The organism is Nitrospira sp., assembly GCA_030653545.1.
GTDB lineage: Bacteria > Nitrospirota > Nitrospiria > Nitrospirales > Nitrospiraceae > Nitrospira_D.
This window is the reverse complement of record JAURZE010000005.1, coordinates 242,175-256,411: the sequence shown is the minus strand read 5'-3', so window position 1 is coordinate 256,411 and position 14,237 is coordinate 242,175. Positions and strand designations below refer to the sequence as shown.

The 14,237-nt window shown below is 57.8% G+C and carries 18 protein-coding genes and 1 tRNA gene; 12 read left to right on the top strand and 7 right to left on the bottom strand.

Annotated elements, in window-relative coordinates; genetic code table 11:
* Positions 1 to 256 precede the first annotated feature (256 nt).
* Both Q7U39_01660 and ald read right to left on the bottom strand, forming a co-directional pair.
* A tRNA-Pro gene (locus Q7U39_01660) sits at positions 257 to 333 on the bottom strand.
* Positions 334 to 368: 35 nt separating this feature from the next.
* The gene (gene ald / locus Q7U39_01655; GenBank protein ID MDO9116637.1) at positions 369 to 1,472 is read right to left on the bottom strand and encodes an alanine dehydrogenase; all 1,104 of its coding nucleotides are present in this window, start codon (positions 1,470 to 1,472) and stop codon (positions 369 to 371) included.
* Between the two features lie 212 nt (positions 1,473 to 1,684).
* Between ald and Q7U39_01650 the strand changes: the two genes are divergently transcribed.
* From Q7U39_01650 to Q7U39_01635, 4 genes are all read left to right on the top strand, one after another.
* The gene (locus tag Q7U39_01650; protein ID MDO9116636.1) at positions 1,685 to 2,068 is read left to right on the top strand and encodes a hypothetical protein; all 384 of its coding nucleotides are present in this window, start codon (positions 1,685 to 1,687) and stop codon (positions 2,066 to 2,068) included.
* Between the two features lie 10 nt (positions 2,069 to 2,078).
* Complete coding sequence (locus Q7U39_01645) at positions 2,079 to 2,429, top strand: (2Fe-2S) ferredoxin domain-containing protein (protein ID MDO9116635.1); 351 nt, start codon at positions 2,079 to 2,081, stop codon at positions 2,427 to 2,429.
* A 17-nt stretch (positions 2,430 to 2,446) separates the two neighbouring features.
* Positions 2,447 to 2,860, top strand: coding sequence for a hypothetical protein (locus Q7U39_01640; GenBank protein MDO9116634.1), 414 nt, complete (start codon positions 2,447 to 2,449; stop codon positions 2,858 to 2,860).
* A 65-nt stretch (positions 2,861 to 2,925) separates the two neighbouring features.
* Positions 2,926 to 3,153, top strand: coding sequence for a hypothetical protein (locus Q7U39_01635; protein ID MDO9116633.1), 228 nt, complete (start codon positions 2,926 to 2,928; stop codon positions 3,151 to 3,153).
* Positions 3,154 to 3,160: 7 nt separating this feature from the next.
* On the opposite strand, the gene Q7U39_01630 is transcribed toward Q7U39_01635, so the two are convergent.
* On the bottom strand, positions 3,161 to 4,150 hold the full coding sequence (locus Q7U39_01630) for a phytoene/squalene synthase family protein (GenBank protein ID MDO9116632.1): 990 nt from the start codon (positions 4,148 to 4,150) through the stop codon (positions 3,161 to 3,163).
* A gap of 61 nt (positions 4,151 to 4,211) precedes the next feature.
* Positions 4,212 to 4,625: a cupredoxin domain-containing protein gene (locus tag Q7U39_01625; GenBank protein ID MDO9116631.1), complete on the bottom strand. Its 414-nt coding sequence runs from the start codon at positions 4,623 to 4,625 to the stop codon at positions 4,212 to 4,214.
* 235 nt (positions 4,626 to 4,860) lie between these two features.
* Here Q7U39_01625 and htpX point away from each other — a divergent pair, with 235 nt between their 5' ends.
* The gene (gene htpX / locus Q7U39_01620) at positions 4,861 to 5,781 is read left to right on the top strand and encodes a protease HtpX (GenBank protein MDO9116630.1); all 921 of its coding nucleotides are present in this window, start codon (positions 4,861 to 4,863) and stop codon (positions 5,779 to 5,781) included.
* A gap of 15 nt (positions 5,782 to 5,796) precedes the next feature.
* Positions 5,797 to 6,393, top strand: a complete 597-nt coding sequence (locus Q7U39_01615) for a glutathione peroxidase (GenBank protein ID MDO9116629.1) — start codon at positions 5,797 to 5,799, stop codon at positions 6,391 to 6,393.
* A 5-nt stretch (positions 6,394 to 6,398) separates the two neighbouring features.
* Here Q7U39_01615 and Q7U39_01610 read toward each other — a convergent pair whose 3' ends face one another.
* Both Q7U39_01610 and Q7U39_01605 read right to left on the bottom strand, forming a co-directional pair.
* Positions 6,399 to 6,686 (bottom strand): hypothetical protein, encoded by a 288-nt coding sequence (locus tag Q7U39_01610; protein MDO9116628.1) that lies wholly within the window; start codon positions 6,684 to 6,686, stop codon positions 6,399 to 6,401.
* 56 nt (positions 6,687 to 6,742) lie between these two features.
* The gene (locus Q7U39_01605; GenBank protein ID MDO9116627.1) at positions 6,743 to 7,276 is read right to left on the bottom strand and encodes a hypothetical protein; all 534 of its coding nucleotides are present in this window, start codon (positions 7,274 to 7,276) and stop codon (positions 6,743 to 6,745) included.
* Between the two features lie 294 nt (positions 7,277 to 7,570).
* Here Q7U39_01605 and Q7U39_01600 point away from each other — a divergent pair, with 294 nt between their 5' ends.
* Positions 7,571 to 8,953: an MFS transporter gene (locus tag Q7U39_01600; GenBank protein MDO9116626.1), complete on the top strand. Its 1,383-nt coding sequence runs from the start codon at positions 7,571 to 7,573 to the stop codon at positions 8,951 to 8,953.
* Between the two features lie 8 nt (positions 8,954 to 8,961).
* Here Q7U39_01600 and Q7U39_01595 read toward each other — a convergent pair whose 3' ends face one another.
* A complete protein-coding gene (locus Q7U39_01595) occupies positions 8,962 to 9,162 on the bottom strand; it encodes a hypothetical protein (protein MDO9116625.1) in 201 nt (66 codons plus the stop codon).
* 172 nt (positions 9,163 to 9,334) lie between these two features.
* On the opposite strand from Q7U39_01595, the gene Q7U39_01590 reads away from it, so the two are divergent.
* The 5 genes from Q7U39_01590 (at position 9,335) to Q7U39_01570 (ending at position 14,217) form a co-directional block, all read left to right on the top strand.
* Positions 9,335 to 9,781 (top strand): GatB/YqeY domain-containing protein, encoded by a 447-nt coding sequence (locus tag Q7U39_01590; GenBank protein MDO9116624.1) that lies wholly within the window; start codon positions 9,335 to 9,337, stop codon positions 9,779 to 9,781.
* Positions 9,782 to 9,906: 125 nt separating this feature from the next.
* Complete coding sequence (locus Q7U39_01585) at positions 9,907 to 10,545, top strand: response regulator (GenBank protein ID MDO9116623.1); 639 nt, start codon at positions 9,907 to 9,909, stop codon at positions 10,543 to 10,545.
* A gap of 44 nt (positions 10,546 to 10,589) precedes the next feature.
* Positions 10,590 to 11,594, top strand: a complete 1,005-nt coding sequence (locus Q7U39_01580; protein ID MDO9116622.1) for a diguanylate cyclase — start codon at positions 10,590 to 10,592, stop codon at positions 11,592 to 11,594.
* A gap of 44 nt (positions 11,595 to 11,638) precedes the next feature.
* The gene (locus tag Q7U39_01575) at positions 11,639 to 13,894 is read left to right on the top strand and encodes a response regulator (protein ID MDO9116621.1); all 2,256 of its coding nucleotides are present in this window, start codon (positions 11,639 to 11,641) and stop codon (positions 13,892 to 13,894) included.
* Complete coding sequence (locus Q7U39_01570) at positions 13,891 to 14,217, top strand: Hpt domain-containing protein (protein MDO9116620.1); 327 nt, start codon at positions 13,891 to 13,893, stop codon at positions 14,215 to 14,217. The genes Q7U39_01575 and Q7U39_01570 overlap by 4 nt, the downstream gene beginning before the upstream one ends.
* Positions 14,218 to 14,237: the final 20 nt, after the last annotated feature.

Genomic DNA, 14,237 nt, shown 5'->3' with positions numbered 1-14,237 from the left:
GCAGACCATACGCGAGAAAAATCATGACGGTTGTGTGTCCGGCCCATCACGGTGATGCACCGATCAAGAGAGGCCGACTCGCACGACGTAATGGGTGAATTGAACAGGAAGCTTGGGTAACCCGCCCGTCGCCTCGATGAAGGAGGAGGCTCCGGGGCGGGAGAGAATCAACACCTAACGCTGCTGGAGGTCTTTATCCGCGTGCGTCAATTACAATACATCGACAAAGAGCACGCGGGCCGAACGAAGTGCGGTTTGGTCGGGGCGAAAGGATTTGAACCTTCGACCCCTGCGTCCCGAACGCAGTGCGCTACCGGGCTGCGCTACGCCCCGACGAGGCGACTCATAAAAACGGGAACCGGATTGTCTTACAAGATGGGGGTAAAACGCAAGCCATGTGCTTCAGCAACTCCAGGGCAAGTGATTTGACCGTTTTTTAGGTTGACACCCTTGGCTAATCCTGGATCGGATTGCACGGCCCGATCGACGCCGTCTGAAGCCAGACGAAGCAGATACGGCAAGGTGGCATTCGTGAGCGCGAACGTCGAGGTCCGCGGGACGATGCCCGGCATGTTGGCCACACAGTAGTGCAGCACGCCATCGACAAGATAGACGGGATCCGAATGTGTCGTGGCCTTGGTGGTCTCGAAACAGCCGCCTTGATCGACTGACACATCTACGACGACCGCTCCCGGCTTCATGCGCGCCAGCAAAGCCCGCGAGACCAGCCTGGGCGCTTTGGCCCCCGGAACGAGCACCGCGCCGATCACCAGGTCAGCCTCGCACACCGCCTGTTCGACCGCCGCCTCATTCACCGCACGCGTGACAATACGCCCCTGGTACAAGTCGTCCAGATAGCGCAGCCGGTCCACATCCAGATTAATCACCGTGACCTGCGCGCCCAACCCGACCGCGATCCGGGTCGCTGAAGCCCCAACCACGCCGGCTCCCAGCACCACAACGTTCCCAGGCTCAACTCCGGGTACGCCAGCCAACAATACCCCGCGCCCCCCCTGAATCTTTTCTAAGTAATGCGCGCCGACTTGAACCGACATGCGCCCGGCAATTTCGCTCATCGGCTTCAGCATCGGGAGGCTGCCATCGCGTGCCACCGTCGTTTCGTAGGCGATGGCGATGATCTTCGTCTCCAAGAGAGTCTTCGTGAGTTCGGGAAGGGAGGCAAGATGCAGATAGGTAAACAGAACCTGCCCGGGACGAAACAATGGGCACTCGGACAAGAGCGGTTCCTTGACCTTGACGATCAGGTCCGCCTTCTCAAACACCTCTCCTTTGGATGAAGCGATCGTCGCACCGGCCCGTCGATACTCCTCGTCGGTGAATCCACTCCCGGCCCCGGCCGACGGTTCCACCCAGATCGTATGTCCAGCCTTGTGCAACGCCGACGCCCCATCCGGCGTCAGGCTGACGCGATATTCATGGTCTTTGATTTCTTTGGGAACACCGATAATCATAATAAATCCTCAACTGGTGGCCAGAGCGAACATGCCGCCATCATCTCATAAGCGTTCCAGGGTGCCAACCTCTGTCGTCAAGAGGACTCGCACCATCCTATATCTCTGATAACACATGCACCCTCAATGCAACTGGACAGCCCAAAAACCCCTGGTGTAAGATGCGCGCGCCGTTGAATACTTTCCCGCTCATCTTATCGTGGAGGCACGCAATGGACCTGTCGACCGGATCGTGTCATGCCTGTCAGGCTTCTTCCGGGCCGGTGATTAAGTATTCACTGGGAAAAGACTTTTTCGGTCGCCCTTACGATCGGCTGTCGCCCTCTTCCGACCAAAGTCCGAAGTGGTATTGCGAATCCTGTTCCATGCACAAGACTTTGCAGCGAGACTTCCGCGATATCGGAACGGAGTACGACAAGCTCTCTGCCGCTCAATCCTCTGAACTGGCCAAGGGCGAAGAGTTTCGCCGCGCGTTCCTGCGACTGCGTGAAATCCGCACCATCCTGGACGCCCAACCCGGCCAATCTCCGTTTCTCCATGTTGCAGAGGTCCAGTTGCTGATGGAACGACTCAACACCGCCACCATGCCCGTATAGGACACTACCGATGCCTGGATTCAAACGACATATTTTCGTCTGCACCAACCAGCGGTCCGCCGATGACCCTCGCGGCAGTTGCTCAAAGCTGGGCTCGCAAGCATTGCACGATGCGTTCAAGCAGGAGACCAAGCGGCTGGACTTGAAGCACACCGTCCGTGCGAACAAGGCCGGCTGCCTGGACCGTTGCGCCGAAGGACCTAGCGTAGTCATCTATCCCGAAGGCGTCTGGTACACGGTCAAGTCGGAAGCCGACGTGAAAGAAATCATGGAGTGCCACGTGATGAAGGGCGATGTCGTCACCCGGCTGCTCATGCCCGATCACCCGGCCTCGGCGAAACTCCCACCGTTGTCCCAATAAGACGGTACACGGACACTATGGCTGTCGAAGAAAAGTGGAAAGCCAACCAGGAAAAGGTGGCCTTCACCAAACAGTTTCCCGGGCTGACACTGGACTGGAAAGCCTGTGAAGGCAAAACCGTTCAAGTGGTGCTTCCCTTAACTGGGAAACAGGGTGCGGCTGTGATCGTCTATACCGACGGCGCATTTACCATCGTCCCCCCGTTGGCGCCGGAAGCCTGGGAATTCGGGCAGGCACTGATTGATGCCCGGGCTCATCTTGAGCCGAAACACCAGGCAGCCTATGCGGAGTATGATCGCCTGGCCAAGAAAGATAAGGATGCGCTCAAGTCAGCCCGAGTGGACAAGATCATCGGCGCGATTGAGAATAATCTCGAACAGAACCCCGAACTCAAAGACCGGCTGAAAGCCCTCGTGAAGGAGTGGAAGTGAGCAGTCTTCCCGACAAAAACATGTTTGAGATCTTCTCCCAAGGTCTCTTTGAAGGAGTAAAGCCCATGATGGTCATTCGCGATCACCTGGTCCGCCATCCCGACCGTTGCCTCCACAACGGCATCTGCATCCCTATTTGCCCGACCAGCGCCTGGCTCTCGACACCTCCCTATAAGTTCGATCCCTCCCGTTGCCTGGAAAGCTGCCGCCTCTGCCTGGACGCCTGCCCGTCACAAGCGATCTTCGCAGTGTTCAAGAAGGGCGAAAAGCTCCTGGAGCCGCAGAAGAAGTAGAACCAGCCTAGGCGATCTGCTTCCTCAGTCTTCCCCAATAGGCCGTTCCGACAGAGCCGCAGGCACCAGTGAAGGTGGTGAGTGCCAGGATCTGATAGACCTTACTGCGCGGGATCTTCACTTTCACGGCGGGATTCAACAGATCCGGCGACTGCAACACCAGCTTGAGCGATTCGCCGGCTGACAGGATCGGCCACATGCAGGACAGCCGGAGCCGCATTTCGTGGCGCGGAATCGACATGGTATACATCCAGCCCTGATCGAGATGCTCCGTGGCCATGCGGACCAGCTTGCTCAAGACCGGCCGAAAGCGTGACAGATTGGCCTGGTTCAGCAGGTCGCGCGGCGTGAGCCCCGCCTCATCCAGCATCGTCTCCGGAATGTAGCAGCGCCCCTTCTGCAGATCGTGCGCGACATCTTTCACAATGTTCGTGAGCTGCAGTCCTTTCCCGAACCGCACGCCCACGTCAGACATGTGCTTCACATTCCATGAGGCCAACGCTTTTCGATGGGCGCACATGAGATCGGTCCAGAACTCGCCGACGCAACCGGCCACGTAATAGGTATAACGATCCAGATCGTCGAGCGTCTTCAACGCCACGAGATCTTCGACCGACTGTCCGGGAAAGCGGCCGAGGTCCAACTCCATGCCCTGCGTCAGTGTCGTCATGAGCCGCTGTATACGACGGCGATCCTCCGGGGAACAGTCCTGGAAGAGTCGAAAACAGTCTTCCAGCCGTTCAAGCAGCACACGCTCGGACGAATCCTGCTGGAGCGGGCCCATCGCCTGCTGGATGTCACGAATCTGCGACCAGGAGATCTGGTCGCTCACAAACTGCGCTTTCAACTGACTGAGGAAGTCGAGACGCCGCGAACGATCAATCAGATCCGTATCGGCGATCGTGTCGGCGGCACGGGCAAACAAGTAGCCCAAGCCGACCTGATCCCGTACATCTGCCGGAACTACGACTAACGTCGTATAGAACAGGCGGGACACTTGCTTGAGCAGGTCGCGAAGCAGCCCAGTCTTGGAGGGATTCGTACTCGTGGAACAACCTCTACTTTACTTCGAACTTGCCTTCCATCCCCTTGTCGCGATGGCTGGGCAGGGGCCAGAGACGCTTGTCACAATAGATAGGAAACACACCCGTCTGCGTCGGTGTGAATTTGACGACGACGGTCTTCCCTGCCGACACGTCCTGCTCGACAGAGAGCTCCTTGATAATAAAGTTATGCGGCGTAATGGTCGTAATACTCGTCAAGATCAATTCCACCGGCTTCCCCGATTCGACAATGACATGGTTGGGCGTATAGGAGTAGCTGTCGAGAGTGATCGTGGCGCGTTGAATCCCATCAGCCGCCAGAGGAACGACAAAGGGCGGACCCGGCTGGGGAACATCCGCAGCCTGGGCAACCGCAATCTGCAAAGCGATTATCAACCCAACCGCACCGATCAGCCTACACGCTCCCATATGCACCTCCACGATGAGACCCTTCTAACAGGATCACGACGAAGGGGTCAACTTTCCCCCACACATTCAGAAGCTTCCGGTGTCTTGACCTTTGCCGATCGAGCCTTATATTCCATCGTCGTGACGCCACGTACCGTCGTCTACATTTCGAACGAGCGGTTTGTGTATAATCAAACCAACAAAAAATCACTCGCCCCCTACCGGCGGCGAGTTTCTGTTCCCAAGGAGGATATCGATGAAGTGGCTTAAGGGCATTGGGCTCTTCTTAATTGCGAACTTCTTAATCTATCTGACGCTCTCGTTCACGGCCAACCTGCTGGTCAATACGGTGCTCCCGGCATTCGGCATCGATGTGCGCGGGGTGTTTAGCCAGCAACTCCTCGTCTGGTCGCTTGTAATCGGATTCGGCGGCGCGTTCATCAGTTTGGCCTTCTCGAAACAGATGGCCCGCGCGATGCTCGACTGCGAGCAGATCACCCAGCCCCGGACGCAGGCGGAGCATGTGATCTTTGGATCGGTCCAGGAGATTGCTCAACGGTTGGGGATTACCATGCCCGAAGTCTGGGTCTACAGCTCACCGGACCCCAACGCGTTTGCCACCGGTCCCAGCAAGAACAACTCCATGGTCGCTGTCTCCACCGGGCTGCTACAGAATTTGAAGGACACTGAAGTGAAGGCCGTGCTCGCCCATGAGATGGGACACGTCTATAACGGCGATATGTTCACAACCACGGTACTCGCCGGGCTCATGAACACCTTCGTGCACTACATCAGCAATTTCCTCTCCAGCATGGTGGGGCAACCCTCGGGGCAGGACCGGGAAGAAGGCAGCTCCGCAGGCAACCCGATTCTGGGCTTGGTGGTCTACATCGTCTTGCAAGTGGTGCTCTCGTTCCTCGCCATGATCGTCGTAAGCTGGCATTCACGCCGTCGTGAGTTTGCCGCCGATGCCTTTGCAGCCAAGGTCTATGGGAAAGACTCGATGATCGGGGCGTTGCGCGGCATCGATCGATGGGTCAGCCGCACGCAGTTTCAGCCCAGCGGCCAGGATGCGTTGGCTACGATGAAGATATCCGGAAACACCTCAGGATTCATGCATCTCCTCGCCACACACCCGCCGATCGAAGAGCGGGTCGCGGCGCTAGAACAGCTCTAAAGGAAGAAGGAGCCCATGATGAACACATTCCTCACTGCAGCATCTCTAGCGACGCTCATGAGCGGGCTCTTCATGGCGATCCCTGCTGTGCAAGCTGAACCGGAAGGACTACTGATGACGGCGAAAACGACCAGCCTCTATGACTTCACGATGGACGATATCGATGGGAAACCGGTCAACCTCGGACACTACAGAGGCAAGGCGCTTCTGGTCGTCAACACGGCCAGCTTCTGCGGCAATACCCCGCAGTACACAGAGCTTGAAGCCATCTATGAGCAATACCATGACAAGGGGTTTGAGATTCTGGCATTTCCTGCCAACAATTTCGGCCAGCAGGAACCGGGAACAAACGCGGAGATCAAGGGCTTCTGCCTGACGAAGTACAGCGTCAGCTTTCCCCTCTTCAGCAAAATCAGCGTCAAGGGATCGGACAAGCACCCGCTCTATCAATACCTGACTGAAAAAAGTCCGTTCCCCGGCGAAGTGGAATGGAATTTCCAGAAGTACCTGGTCGATCGAAACGGCAATGTCGTGGCGCGCTTTCCGCACCGCATGAAGCCGTCATCGCCTGAAATCATCAAAGAAGTAGAACGGGTACTCGCAACCAAGTAGTCACATCACGCTCTGCGATAGAACGTGATGTGCTGCCGATACTCCTGGATCGCCGCCTCGAGTGACGCCTTCCCGAGCGGGATATTCGCCTCAAGCGTATCTTCGATAGCGAGGTCATCGATCTCGACATCGTAGCGATCCTGCACATTGGTCCGAACCGGCCCACCTAGGGTGATATCCCGCGGCATGAAGATCTCTTTCCACACTTCCTTTTCGACCAAACAGACATCCCGAAATCGCTCATAGAGCAAGGTCAGTTTCTCTAGATCAGACACCTTCACGCGTTCTCCCATTGTGGCCTGTACTCCTTCGTAGTCTCGTCATGAACTCATGTGTGGACTGGTATAGATCAGTGCGCCGGCGGAGCGGGGGGGAGCATCTTGTCGGTAATCGTAAACCGCAGCGTCCCCACCTGATTGACCGCATGAAAGGACTGTTGCCCATGCGGAGCGATATACAACTTGACCACATAGCTCCCCATCGGCCAGCGTTCGCCCGGTCGCTTCAACTCAAGAAACCCATACCGTTCGTAGCCAGGCAGTTCCAGAATATCCTGCCCAAACGGCTTGGCCGGCAGGGTACCGCCCTCCCCCTCCAAGAACCACTGCGCACTAAACTGTGTGGGGTCTTCCAAGGGAGCCGATTCAAACACAATGTAGACCGCCGCGGCATCCGGCGGGAACACCGAGGTGGGATCCACAGGCTTCAATCGTGGGTCCTGCGTGTACCAGCCCTTTCGGCCGAACGTATCCCACTCGACTTCGTACCCCCTGGCCATCTTGATCCAGGTAAACAGCGACTGAGGAATTCCGGCTTTCTGATCGTCGAACGAGGGGCTTTGCGTTGATCCAAACTCCGTCGTTTCCTGTTCCTTTTGAGGCATCAAGTCTTTTCCGTTTGCCGGAGAGACCCAGAGGCCCAGGACCAAGAGGCAACATCCCACAGGAGATGACGTCACCAAGGTACGCCATCGGTTCTCACAGACTCTGAGCCAGAGACTTCCCATTGTCCTCATCCTCGTACTCATGGTATCGGGACTCAGCAACAGGGGTCAACCATCCGCTCGCCTCGACCGATGAAAAGATTGGTTGGTCGCGTCCTGTGATAGAGTGCCGTGACGGTCATACTTCTCAGCGAACCGAACCGAACCGAACCGAACCGAACCGAACCGAACCGAATGAATTCAGCCATTCCCGCTGCCTTGACTCAGGAATCAGTCGAAACAGCCGCCGCGCATGATTCAGGCCGGCGGTTTGGTCTGCGCGACGGCATCTTTCAGGCCACGACACAGGGGGCCGGCGAGCAATATCTTTCGGCCTTTGCCCTCATGCTCCACGCCACCCCGTTTCAGTTGAGCCTGCTCTCCGCGCTCCCCCAGCTGCTCGGCACATGGACCCAATTCGTGTCCGTGAAAGTGTCTCATTGGTTTCCCCATCGCAAAACGCACGTACTCTGGGGCATCATCGGCCAGTCTATCGCCTGGCTGCCCATTCTGACACTTCCGCTCCTCTTCCCCCAATGGGGGCCATGGCTGCTCGTCGCCGGATCGGCTCTCTACTTTGGGGCGACCCATTTCACCTCCCCTGCCTGGATAAGCCTGATCACCGATCTACTCAGCGCCAACGAGCGAGGCGCCTATTTTGCCCGGCGCTCGCGACTCATGGCCATCACGAGTTTTGCAGCGCTTTGCTTAGGCGGCGCACTCCTCAGTCTCTTCGAACACTATGACCGCCTCTGGGTCGGATTCACCCTGCTCTTCCTGATCGCAGGAGTGTTCCGCAGCCTATCCGCGCTCTCGCTGGCCAAGGTCACCGATCTCCCGATCCAACACGAAGAACCGGCAAGCCGGGGGTTTCTTGCCTTTCTCCGCACCGGCACCTCGAGGGACTTCCGCCACTTCCTTCTCTTTTCAGGCCTGATGCACCTCGCCGTGTTGATCTCCGGTCCGTTCTTCGTGATCTATATGCTGCAGGACTTGCATCTCTCGTACTGGGCCTACGGTACCTGGGCCGCTGCCGCCATTGTCGGCCAGTTTGTGACCCTCCCTGGTTGGGGCGAATTCGGAGACCGTTTTGGGAACAAGGCGCTGCTCACCTTTACAGGATTGCTCGTGGCGTTTCTCCCCATGCTGTATCTGATCAGCACGACTTGGCTGTTTCTGGTGCTCGTGAATTTTTTTGGAGGGGTGGTCTGGGCGGGATTGTCGCTCGGGCTGAGCAACTACGTCTTCGATGCCGTGCGTCCGGCGGATCGGGCAAAAGCGGTGGCTGTCTCAAGCACCGTGAATGCGATCGGATGGGCCATGGGCACGCTTGTCGGCAGTTGGCTCATCGGCACCGTGCCGGGGGATCTCCGATTCGGATCTCTTCACATTGATCCTGTATCGAATCTCCCATTTATCTTCTTCATCTCAGGAAGCCTGCGACTCGTCATCTCTCTCGCCTTACTCCGAACGTTTCACGAACCCCGGCGAGTCGAACAGCGAACCTCGGCGCGATTATTTCTGGAACTCCCGCTGATCAAACCCCTGGGCGCGCTACTCCTTCGACTGCCGGAGTAATCCTCTCACTAGCGGGGCATCGCGGGATCGGCCGAGCGTCCCTGCTCTTCCAGCTTCAATTTCTCAAAGGCCTTGTCGGCATGACCGCGCACCTGCTCCGGCGTCATCGTAGACGTCGACTTCGGAGCTTCGCTCGCACAACCGCCAAGACCCAAAAGCATACTCGCCATCACCGCTCCGACTCCCGTCACTCGAACGCGATTCCTCATAGCCTCCCCTTTCCTCTCGCCTATCCGACCACCTCGCTCCGGCCGCTTTCCATGTCATGCATCATACGCTTTCATGTCATCCAACGCCACGACACCCCCTTCGTTGACTCGCTCATGGGGCCAGAGTATTCTGAATCGCTGAAACTGATTCCAATGAACGATTGAGGTGACCATGTCGTTACGCGACCGCTTAACAGAAGATTTGAAACTCGCGATGAAATCGAGGGATCAGCTTCGGATGGATGTCATCCGGATGGTCAAGGCCGCGATCATCAACAAGGAAATGGAACTCAAGAAAGATCTGGACGACGCGGAGATGAGCAAGATCATGACGACCTTGATCAAGCAACGCCGTGACTCCGTCGAACAGTACGAGAAGGCCCAGCGGCCTGAGCTGGCGGCAAAAGAGCGCCAGGAAATCACGATCATTGAAGGCTATCTCCCGCAAGCGCTCTCTCCGCAACAGCTTGAGGAGCTTGTCGGAAGCGTGATCGCTGAGTCGGGCGCGAGCGCACTGAGAGACATGGGCACGGTCATGAAAGCCGTGATGGTCCGCCTGGCCGGGCAACCCGTCGACGGAAAAGTCATCAGCGATCTCGTCAAGTCGAAACTCCAGTAATCATTTCCCGGCGTCACTCGGACTCCCCAATCGCATTTGCTATACTTAGGAAATATTCCGCGGAGAGGATGGACCTCCATGCCCTCTCCAGTTTTTTCTGCAATCATCCGTTAAGAGAAAGTATCATGGCTATTCTTATTGTCGATGACTCCCCTGACCAGCATCTGCTCCTGCGCTCGCTCCTGACCAAGGCGGGGCACGGAGATATCCTGACGGCGGAATCCGCCAAAGCCGCGTTTGCCACCCTCAATCTGGAGGGACCCGCGCTGTCCACCCCGGTCGATCTCATCCTCATGGACGTGCTGATGCCGGAACTTGACGGCGTCTCTGCCTGCCGACAGATAAAAGGTACCGGCCACCTCCGCGACATCCCGATCATCATGGTCACTGCAAAAAACGACCTCAGTAATCTGAAAGAGGCCTTTGCAGCGGGAGCCATGGACTACATCAATAAGCCCGTGAACAGCGTGGAACTCCTTGCGCGCGTCTCTTCTGCCCTGGCTCTCAAGCACGAGATGGATTGCCGGAAAGAACGGGAAAGCGAGCTACAGCGGAGCAACGACGAATTGCAGCGGGCACTCAAAGAGGTGAAAGTCCTTCGCGGCCTGATTCCAATTTGCGCCTCCTGCAAGAAGATCCGCAACGACGGGGGCTTCTGGCAGCAGCTGGAAGAATATCTCTGCGACCACTCCGAGGCCGAATTCAGCCACGGCCTCTGCCAGCCCTGTGTCAAAAAGCTTTATCCTGGTGTTTATCCGGACTAGCTGGTACGGTTCTTCAAGCATCTTACTACGAGTACATTACACACATGGCTATCCTGATCGTCGACGATTCTCCCGATGATCGCTTGCTGTTGCAATCGATCCTCTCCGCCGCCGGATACGAGCAAATTCTCGTGGCCGAGTCGGCCAATCATGCCTTCAAACTCATCGGATTGGATAACGGGAAGCAAGCCACGGCCAGGGTCGACTTGATTCTCATGGACATCCTCATGCCGGCCATGAGCGGGATCGAAGCCTGTCGCCAGATTAAAGCGAACGACCGATTCCGGGATACGCCCATCATCATGGTGACCGTCAAGACAGACCCGGTGGAACTCCAACTCGCGTTCGCCGCCGGCGCCATGGACTACGTCGCCAAGCCCGTCAATAAGATCGAACTGCTGACCCGCGTGCGGTCGGTGCTCCGCCTCGTCCATGAAATCGACCGACGGCGGGCACGGGAACAGGAACTCCTTGAAGTCATGCGGCAGCTCCAGGAAGCCAACCAGATGCTGCTCCGGCTCTCCTGCTTGGACGGCCTCACCGGCATTACGAATCGGCGTCAGTTCGACGATTTCCTCGACCAGGAATGGCGACGCGCCGTCCGCGAGTCGACCCCGGTCTCGCTCATCATGTTTGATATCGATCGATTCAAGACCTATAACGACAGCAAAGGCCATACAGCGGGAGACGAGTGTCTCAAACAAGTGGCCACGGCCGTCACGGGAGCCGTCAACCGGCCAGGCGACCTGGTGGCCCGCTACGGCGGAGATGAATTCGTCATCGTCCTTCCCGGCACCGGCATCGACGGCGCAGCACAAGTCGCCGAAGGTCTCCGGCGACGGGTCGAGGAGTTACGGATTTCTCACACTGACGACGCCCTGGTGACGGTCAGCGTCGGCTATGCCAGCATGGTTCCCAATCGCCATACCTCGCCGACCGATCTCATCAAGGCCGCCGACCAAGCGCTCTATCAGGCCAAACAGGAAGGCCGGAACCGTGTCAAGCCAGCCGGGCTCCTCTCCTTGGTACAAGACACCCACGATAACTGAGCCCGGTCAGGGCGACCGGTCGGCCTCGCGCAGAAAAGAGCGACATGCCACGTCAACCAGGCCTCCCCAGACGAAAATCAGCAGGGCCCTCGGCTGCGACTCCGCGCCGACGGCCACGCACGACGTCCTCCACGAAGAGCACGATCCCCACGACACACCCAGCAGTCGATCCAGCCACCGTCCTGGAGCAATATCAGGACGCCCTCAGAGCCTTGGCGCACAATGAAGCCCTGACCGGCGGCGACCTCTCCCACGCCTTCCAGGCCATTACGGAAACCTGCGGCACGCTCTTGCAGGTAGCCCGCGCGAGCGTCTGGCTCTTCGATAAAAACCGGCTCGCCATCATACGGATTGACCTTTATGACCGGCACAGCCATCACCATGCTGAGACCTCCCTCAAGGTCGCGGATTACCCCGCGTACTTCCGCGCCATTGCCGGTGAAGAGCATGCCATCGCGGCTCACGATGCCCTCTCCGACCCGCGAACCAAAGATTTCTCAGAGACCTACCTGCGCCCGGAACACATTGGGGCCATGCTCGATGCTCCGATTAGACAAAAAGGACAGGTGGTCGGGATCCTCTGTGCAGAACACGTGGGCGGAAGTCGTCAATGGACCCCCTATGAGATCCATCTCGCCAGCTCCCTCGCCACCATGGCCACACTGGCGCTCGAGGCCGCCGAGCGGCGGGAAGTCGAACAAGCTCTCCGTGTCGCAAAAGAAGCGGCTGAAGTGGCCAGCCAGGCGAAAAGCGAATTTCTCGCCAGCATGAGCCATGAGATTCGCACCCCCATGAACGCTATTATTGGGATGGCCGATCTGCTCTGGGAAACCCAGATGACGCCGGAACAACGAAAGTACCTGCGTATTTTCCGACGGGCCGGCGGGAACCTCCTCAACCTGATCAACGATATTTTAGATTTATCAAAAGTGGAGTCCGGTCATCTGGACCTGGAATCCATCGACTTCGACCTGAACGAAGTCCTGGACAAAGCGATCGAGATTCTCGCCATGCGCGCGAACGAAAAGGGGTTGGAGCTCGCCTGTCATCTGGCACCGGAGGTCCCGTCTTCGCTGATCGGCGATCCGCATCGGCTCAACCAGATTCTGATTAATTTGATCGGCAATGCGTTGAAGTTCACAGACAAAGGCTCGGTGATCGTCCGGATTACCAATGAGCCGGGTGCCGCCACCCCGGGTGTGATCCGCTTTTCCGTCACCGACACTGGAATCGGGGTCCCGCCTGAGCAACTGGCGAAGATCTTCGAAAGCTTTACCCAGGCCCATAGTTCGACCGCTCGACATTACGGAGGGACCGGATTGGGCCTGACCATTTCCAAACACTTGGCGGAACGGATGAACGGACGCATCTGGGCTGACAGTACGGTGGGACAGGGCAGCACGTTTCATTGCACGCTCGCCTTTGGCGTCGCCTCCAATCCGCCTGTGAGCCGGATGCCCCCACAAATCAACTTGTCAGGCGTGCATGCGTTAGTCGTCGACGACCACCCCACCAATCGCCTGATTCTGAGGGAGACGTTAGGTGCCTGGGGAGCCACCGTCTCCGAGGCAGAGAACGGTCCCGCAGGCCTGGCCGAGCTCGAACATGCATCCGGATCCGCCACGCCGTACGAACTGCTCCTGCTGGATTGCCGTATGCCCGGCATGGACGGATTCGCCGTGGCCGAAGCGTTGAACGCCTCGCCGATTCGAAAAGGGCTCACGGTTATCATGCTCACGTCCAACCACTGGGCCGACGATATCGCCCGCACCTATGACCTTGGGTTGGGAGGGTATCTCGTCAAGCCGATCCGACGATCCGATCTGTATCAAACGATCGGCATTGCCTTGGGGCGCACCAAAGGCACACCTGTACCTGTGCCTGACACAGCCATCCCGGAACACACCACTCCGGCAACATCCCTGCGAGTCCTGCTGGTCGAAGATTCCGCGGACAATCAGCTGCTGATCCGTTCATATCTCAAAAGCACCAGCCACCGCCTGGATATCGCGGATAACGGCGCCATCGCCGTCGAAAAATTCAAGAACGGCCACTACGATCTGATTCTGATGGATATGCAAATGCCGGTGATGGACGGCCTGACCGCCACGAAAACCATTCGCCGGTGGGAGCGCGATCACGATCTGCCAGCCACACACATCATCGCCCTCACCGCCTTGGCTTTGAAGGAAGAAGCGGTGAAGATCTTCGAGGCCGGGTGCAATACGCACATGACCAAACCCGTCAAAAAGACGACCCTCATCGAGCTCTTACAAGCCTGTAAAGGACACCGCCCATGACCAATCCGAAGCTCGCCTCTCCCGAACGCATCACCGTCTATATCGATCCGGATCTGGAGGACATCATTCCTACCTTCCTGGCCAACCGCCAGAAGGATCTTCAAACGCTCCGCACAGCCATGACCGAAAAGGATTTCGAGACGATTCGCATCCTGGGCCACCGCATGCGGGGCGACGGGGGCGGGTATGGGTTCAACGCCATTAGCGACATCGGCGGCGTGATGGAGTTGGCGGCAGGCCGACGCGACGAACCCGCGATCAAGAGACAGACCGCCGCCCTCGAAGACTTCCTCTCCCGCGTCCACATCATCTACCGCGCCTAACCGAACCTGGGACGGCCGCT

What these genes read in the sequence shown, in the direction of transcription:
- ald (MDO9116637.1), bottom strand. Translation starts at nt 1,472, where the DNA reads ATGATTATCGGTGTTCCCAAAGAAATCAAAGACCATGAATATCGCGTC.
- Q7U39_01650 (MDO9116636.1), top strand. Translation starts at nt 1,685, where the DNA reads ATGGACCTGTCGACCGGATCGTGTCATGCCTGTCAGGCTTCTTCCGGG.
- Q7U39_01645 (MDO9116635.1), top strand. Translation starts at nt 2,079, where the DNA reads ATGCCTGGATTCAAACGACATATTTTCGTCTGCACCAACCAGCGGTCC.
- Q7U39_01640 (MDO9116634.1), top strand. Translation starts at nt 2,447, where the DNA reads ATGGCTGTCGAAGAAAAGTGGAAAGCCAACCAGGAAAAGGTGGCCTTC.
- Q7U39_01635 (MDO9116633.1), top strand. Translation starts at nt 2,926, where the DNA reads ATGATGGTCATTCGCGATCACCTGGTCCGCCATCCCGACCGTTGCCTC.
- Q7U39_01625 (MDO9116631.1), bottom strand. Translation starts at nt 4,625, where the DNA reads ATGGGAGCGTGTAGGCTGATCGGTGCGGTTGGGTTGATAATCGCTTTG.
- htpX (MDO9116630.1), top strand. Translation starts at nt 4,861, where the DNA reads ATGAAGTGGCTTAAGGGCATTGGGCTCTTCTTAATTGCGAACTTCTTA.
- Q7U39_01615 (MDO9116629.1), top strand. Translation starts at nt 5,797, where the DNA reads ATGATGAACACATTCCTCACTGCAGCATCTCTAGCGACGCTCATGAGC.
- Q7U39_01610 (MDO9116628.1), bottom strand. Translation starts at nt 6,686, where the DNA reads ATGGGAGAACGCGTGAAGGTGTCTGATCTAGAGAAACTGACCTTGCTC.
- Q7U39_01605 (MDO9116627.1), bottom strand. Translation starts at nt 7,276, where the DNA reads ATGCCTCAAAAGGAACAGGAAACGACGGAGTTTGGATCAACGCAAAGC.
- Q7U39_01600 (MDO9116626.1), top strand. Translation starts at nt 7,571, where the DNA reads ATGAATTCAGCCATTCCCGCTGCCTTGACTCAGGAATCAGTCGAAACA.
- Q7U39_01595 (MDO9116625.1), bottom strand. Translation starts at nt 9,162, where the DNA reads ATGAGGAATCGCGTTCGAGTGACGGGAGTCGGAGCGGTGATGGCGAGT.
- Q7U39_01590 (MDO9116624.1), top strand. Translation starts at nt 9,335, where the DNA reads ATGTCGTTACGCGACCGCTTAACAGAAGATTTGAAACTCGCGATGAAA.
- Q7U39_01585 (MDO9116623.1), top strand. Translation starts at nt 9,907, where the DNA reads ATGGCTATTCTTATTGTCGATGACTCCCCTGACCAGCATCTGCTCCTG.
- Q7U39_01580 (MDO9116622.1), top strand. Translation starts at nt 10,590, where the DNA reads ATGGCTATCCTGATCGTCGACGATTCTCCCGATGATCGCTTGCTGTTG.
- Q7U39_01575 (MDO9116621.1), top strand. Translation starts at nt 11,639, where the DNA reads ATGCCACGTCAACCAGGCCTCCCCAGACGAAAATCAGCAGGGCCCTCG.
- Q7U39_01570 (MDO9116620.1), top strand. Translation starts at nt 13,891, where the DNA reads ATGACCAATCCGAAGCTCGCCTCTCCCGAACGCATCACCGTCTATATC.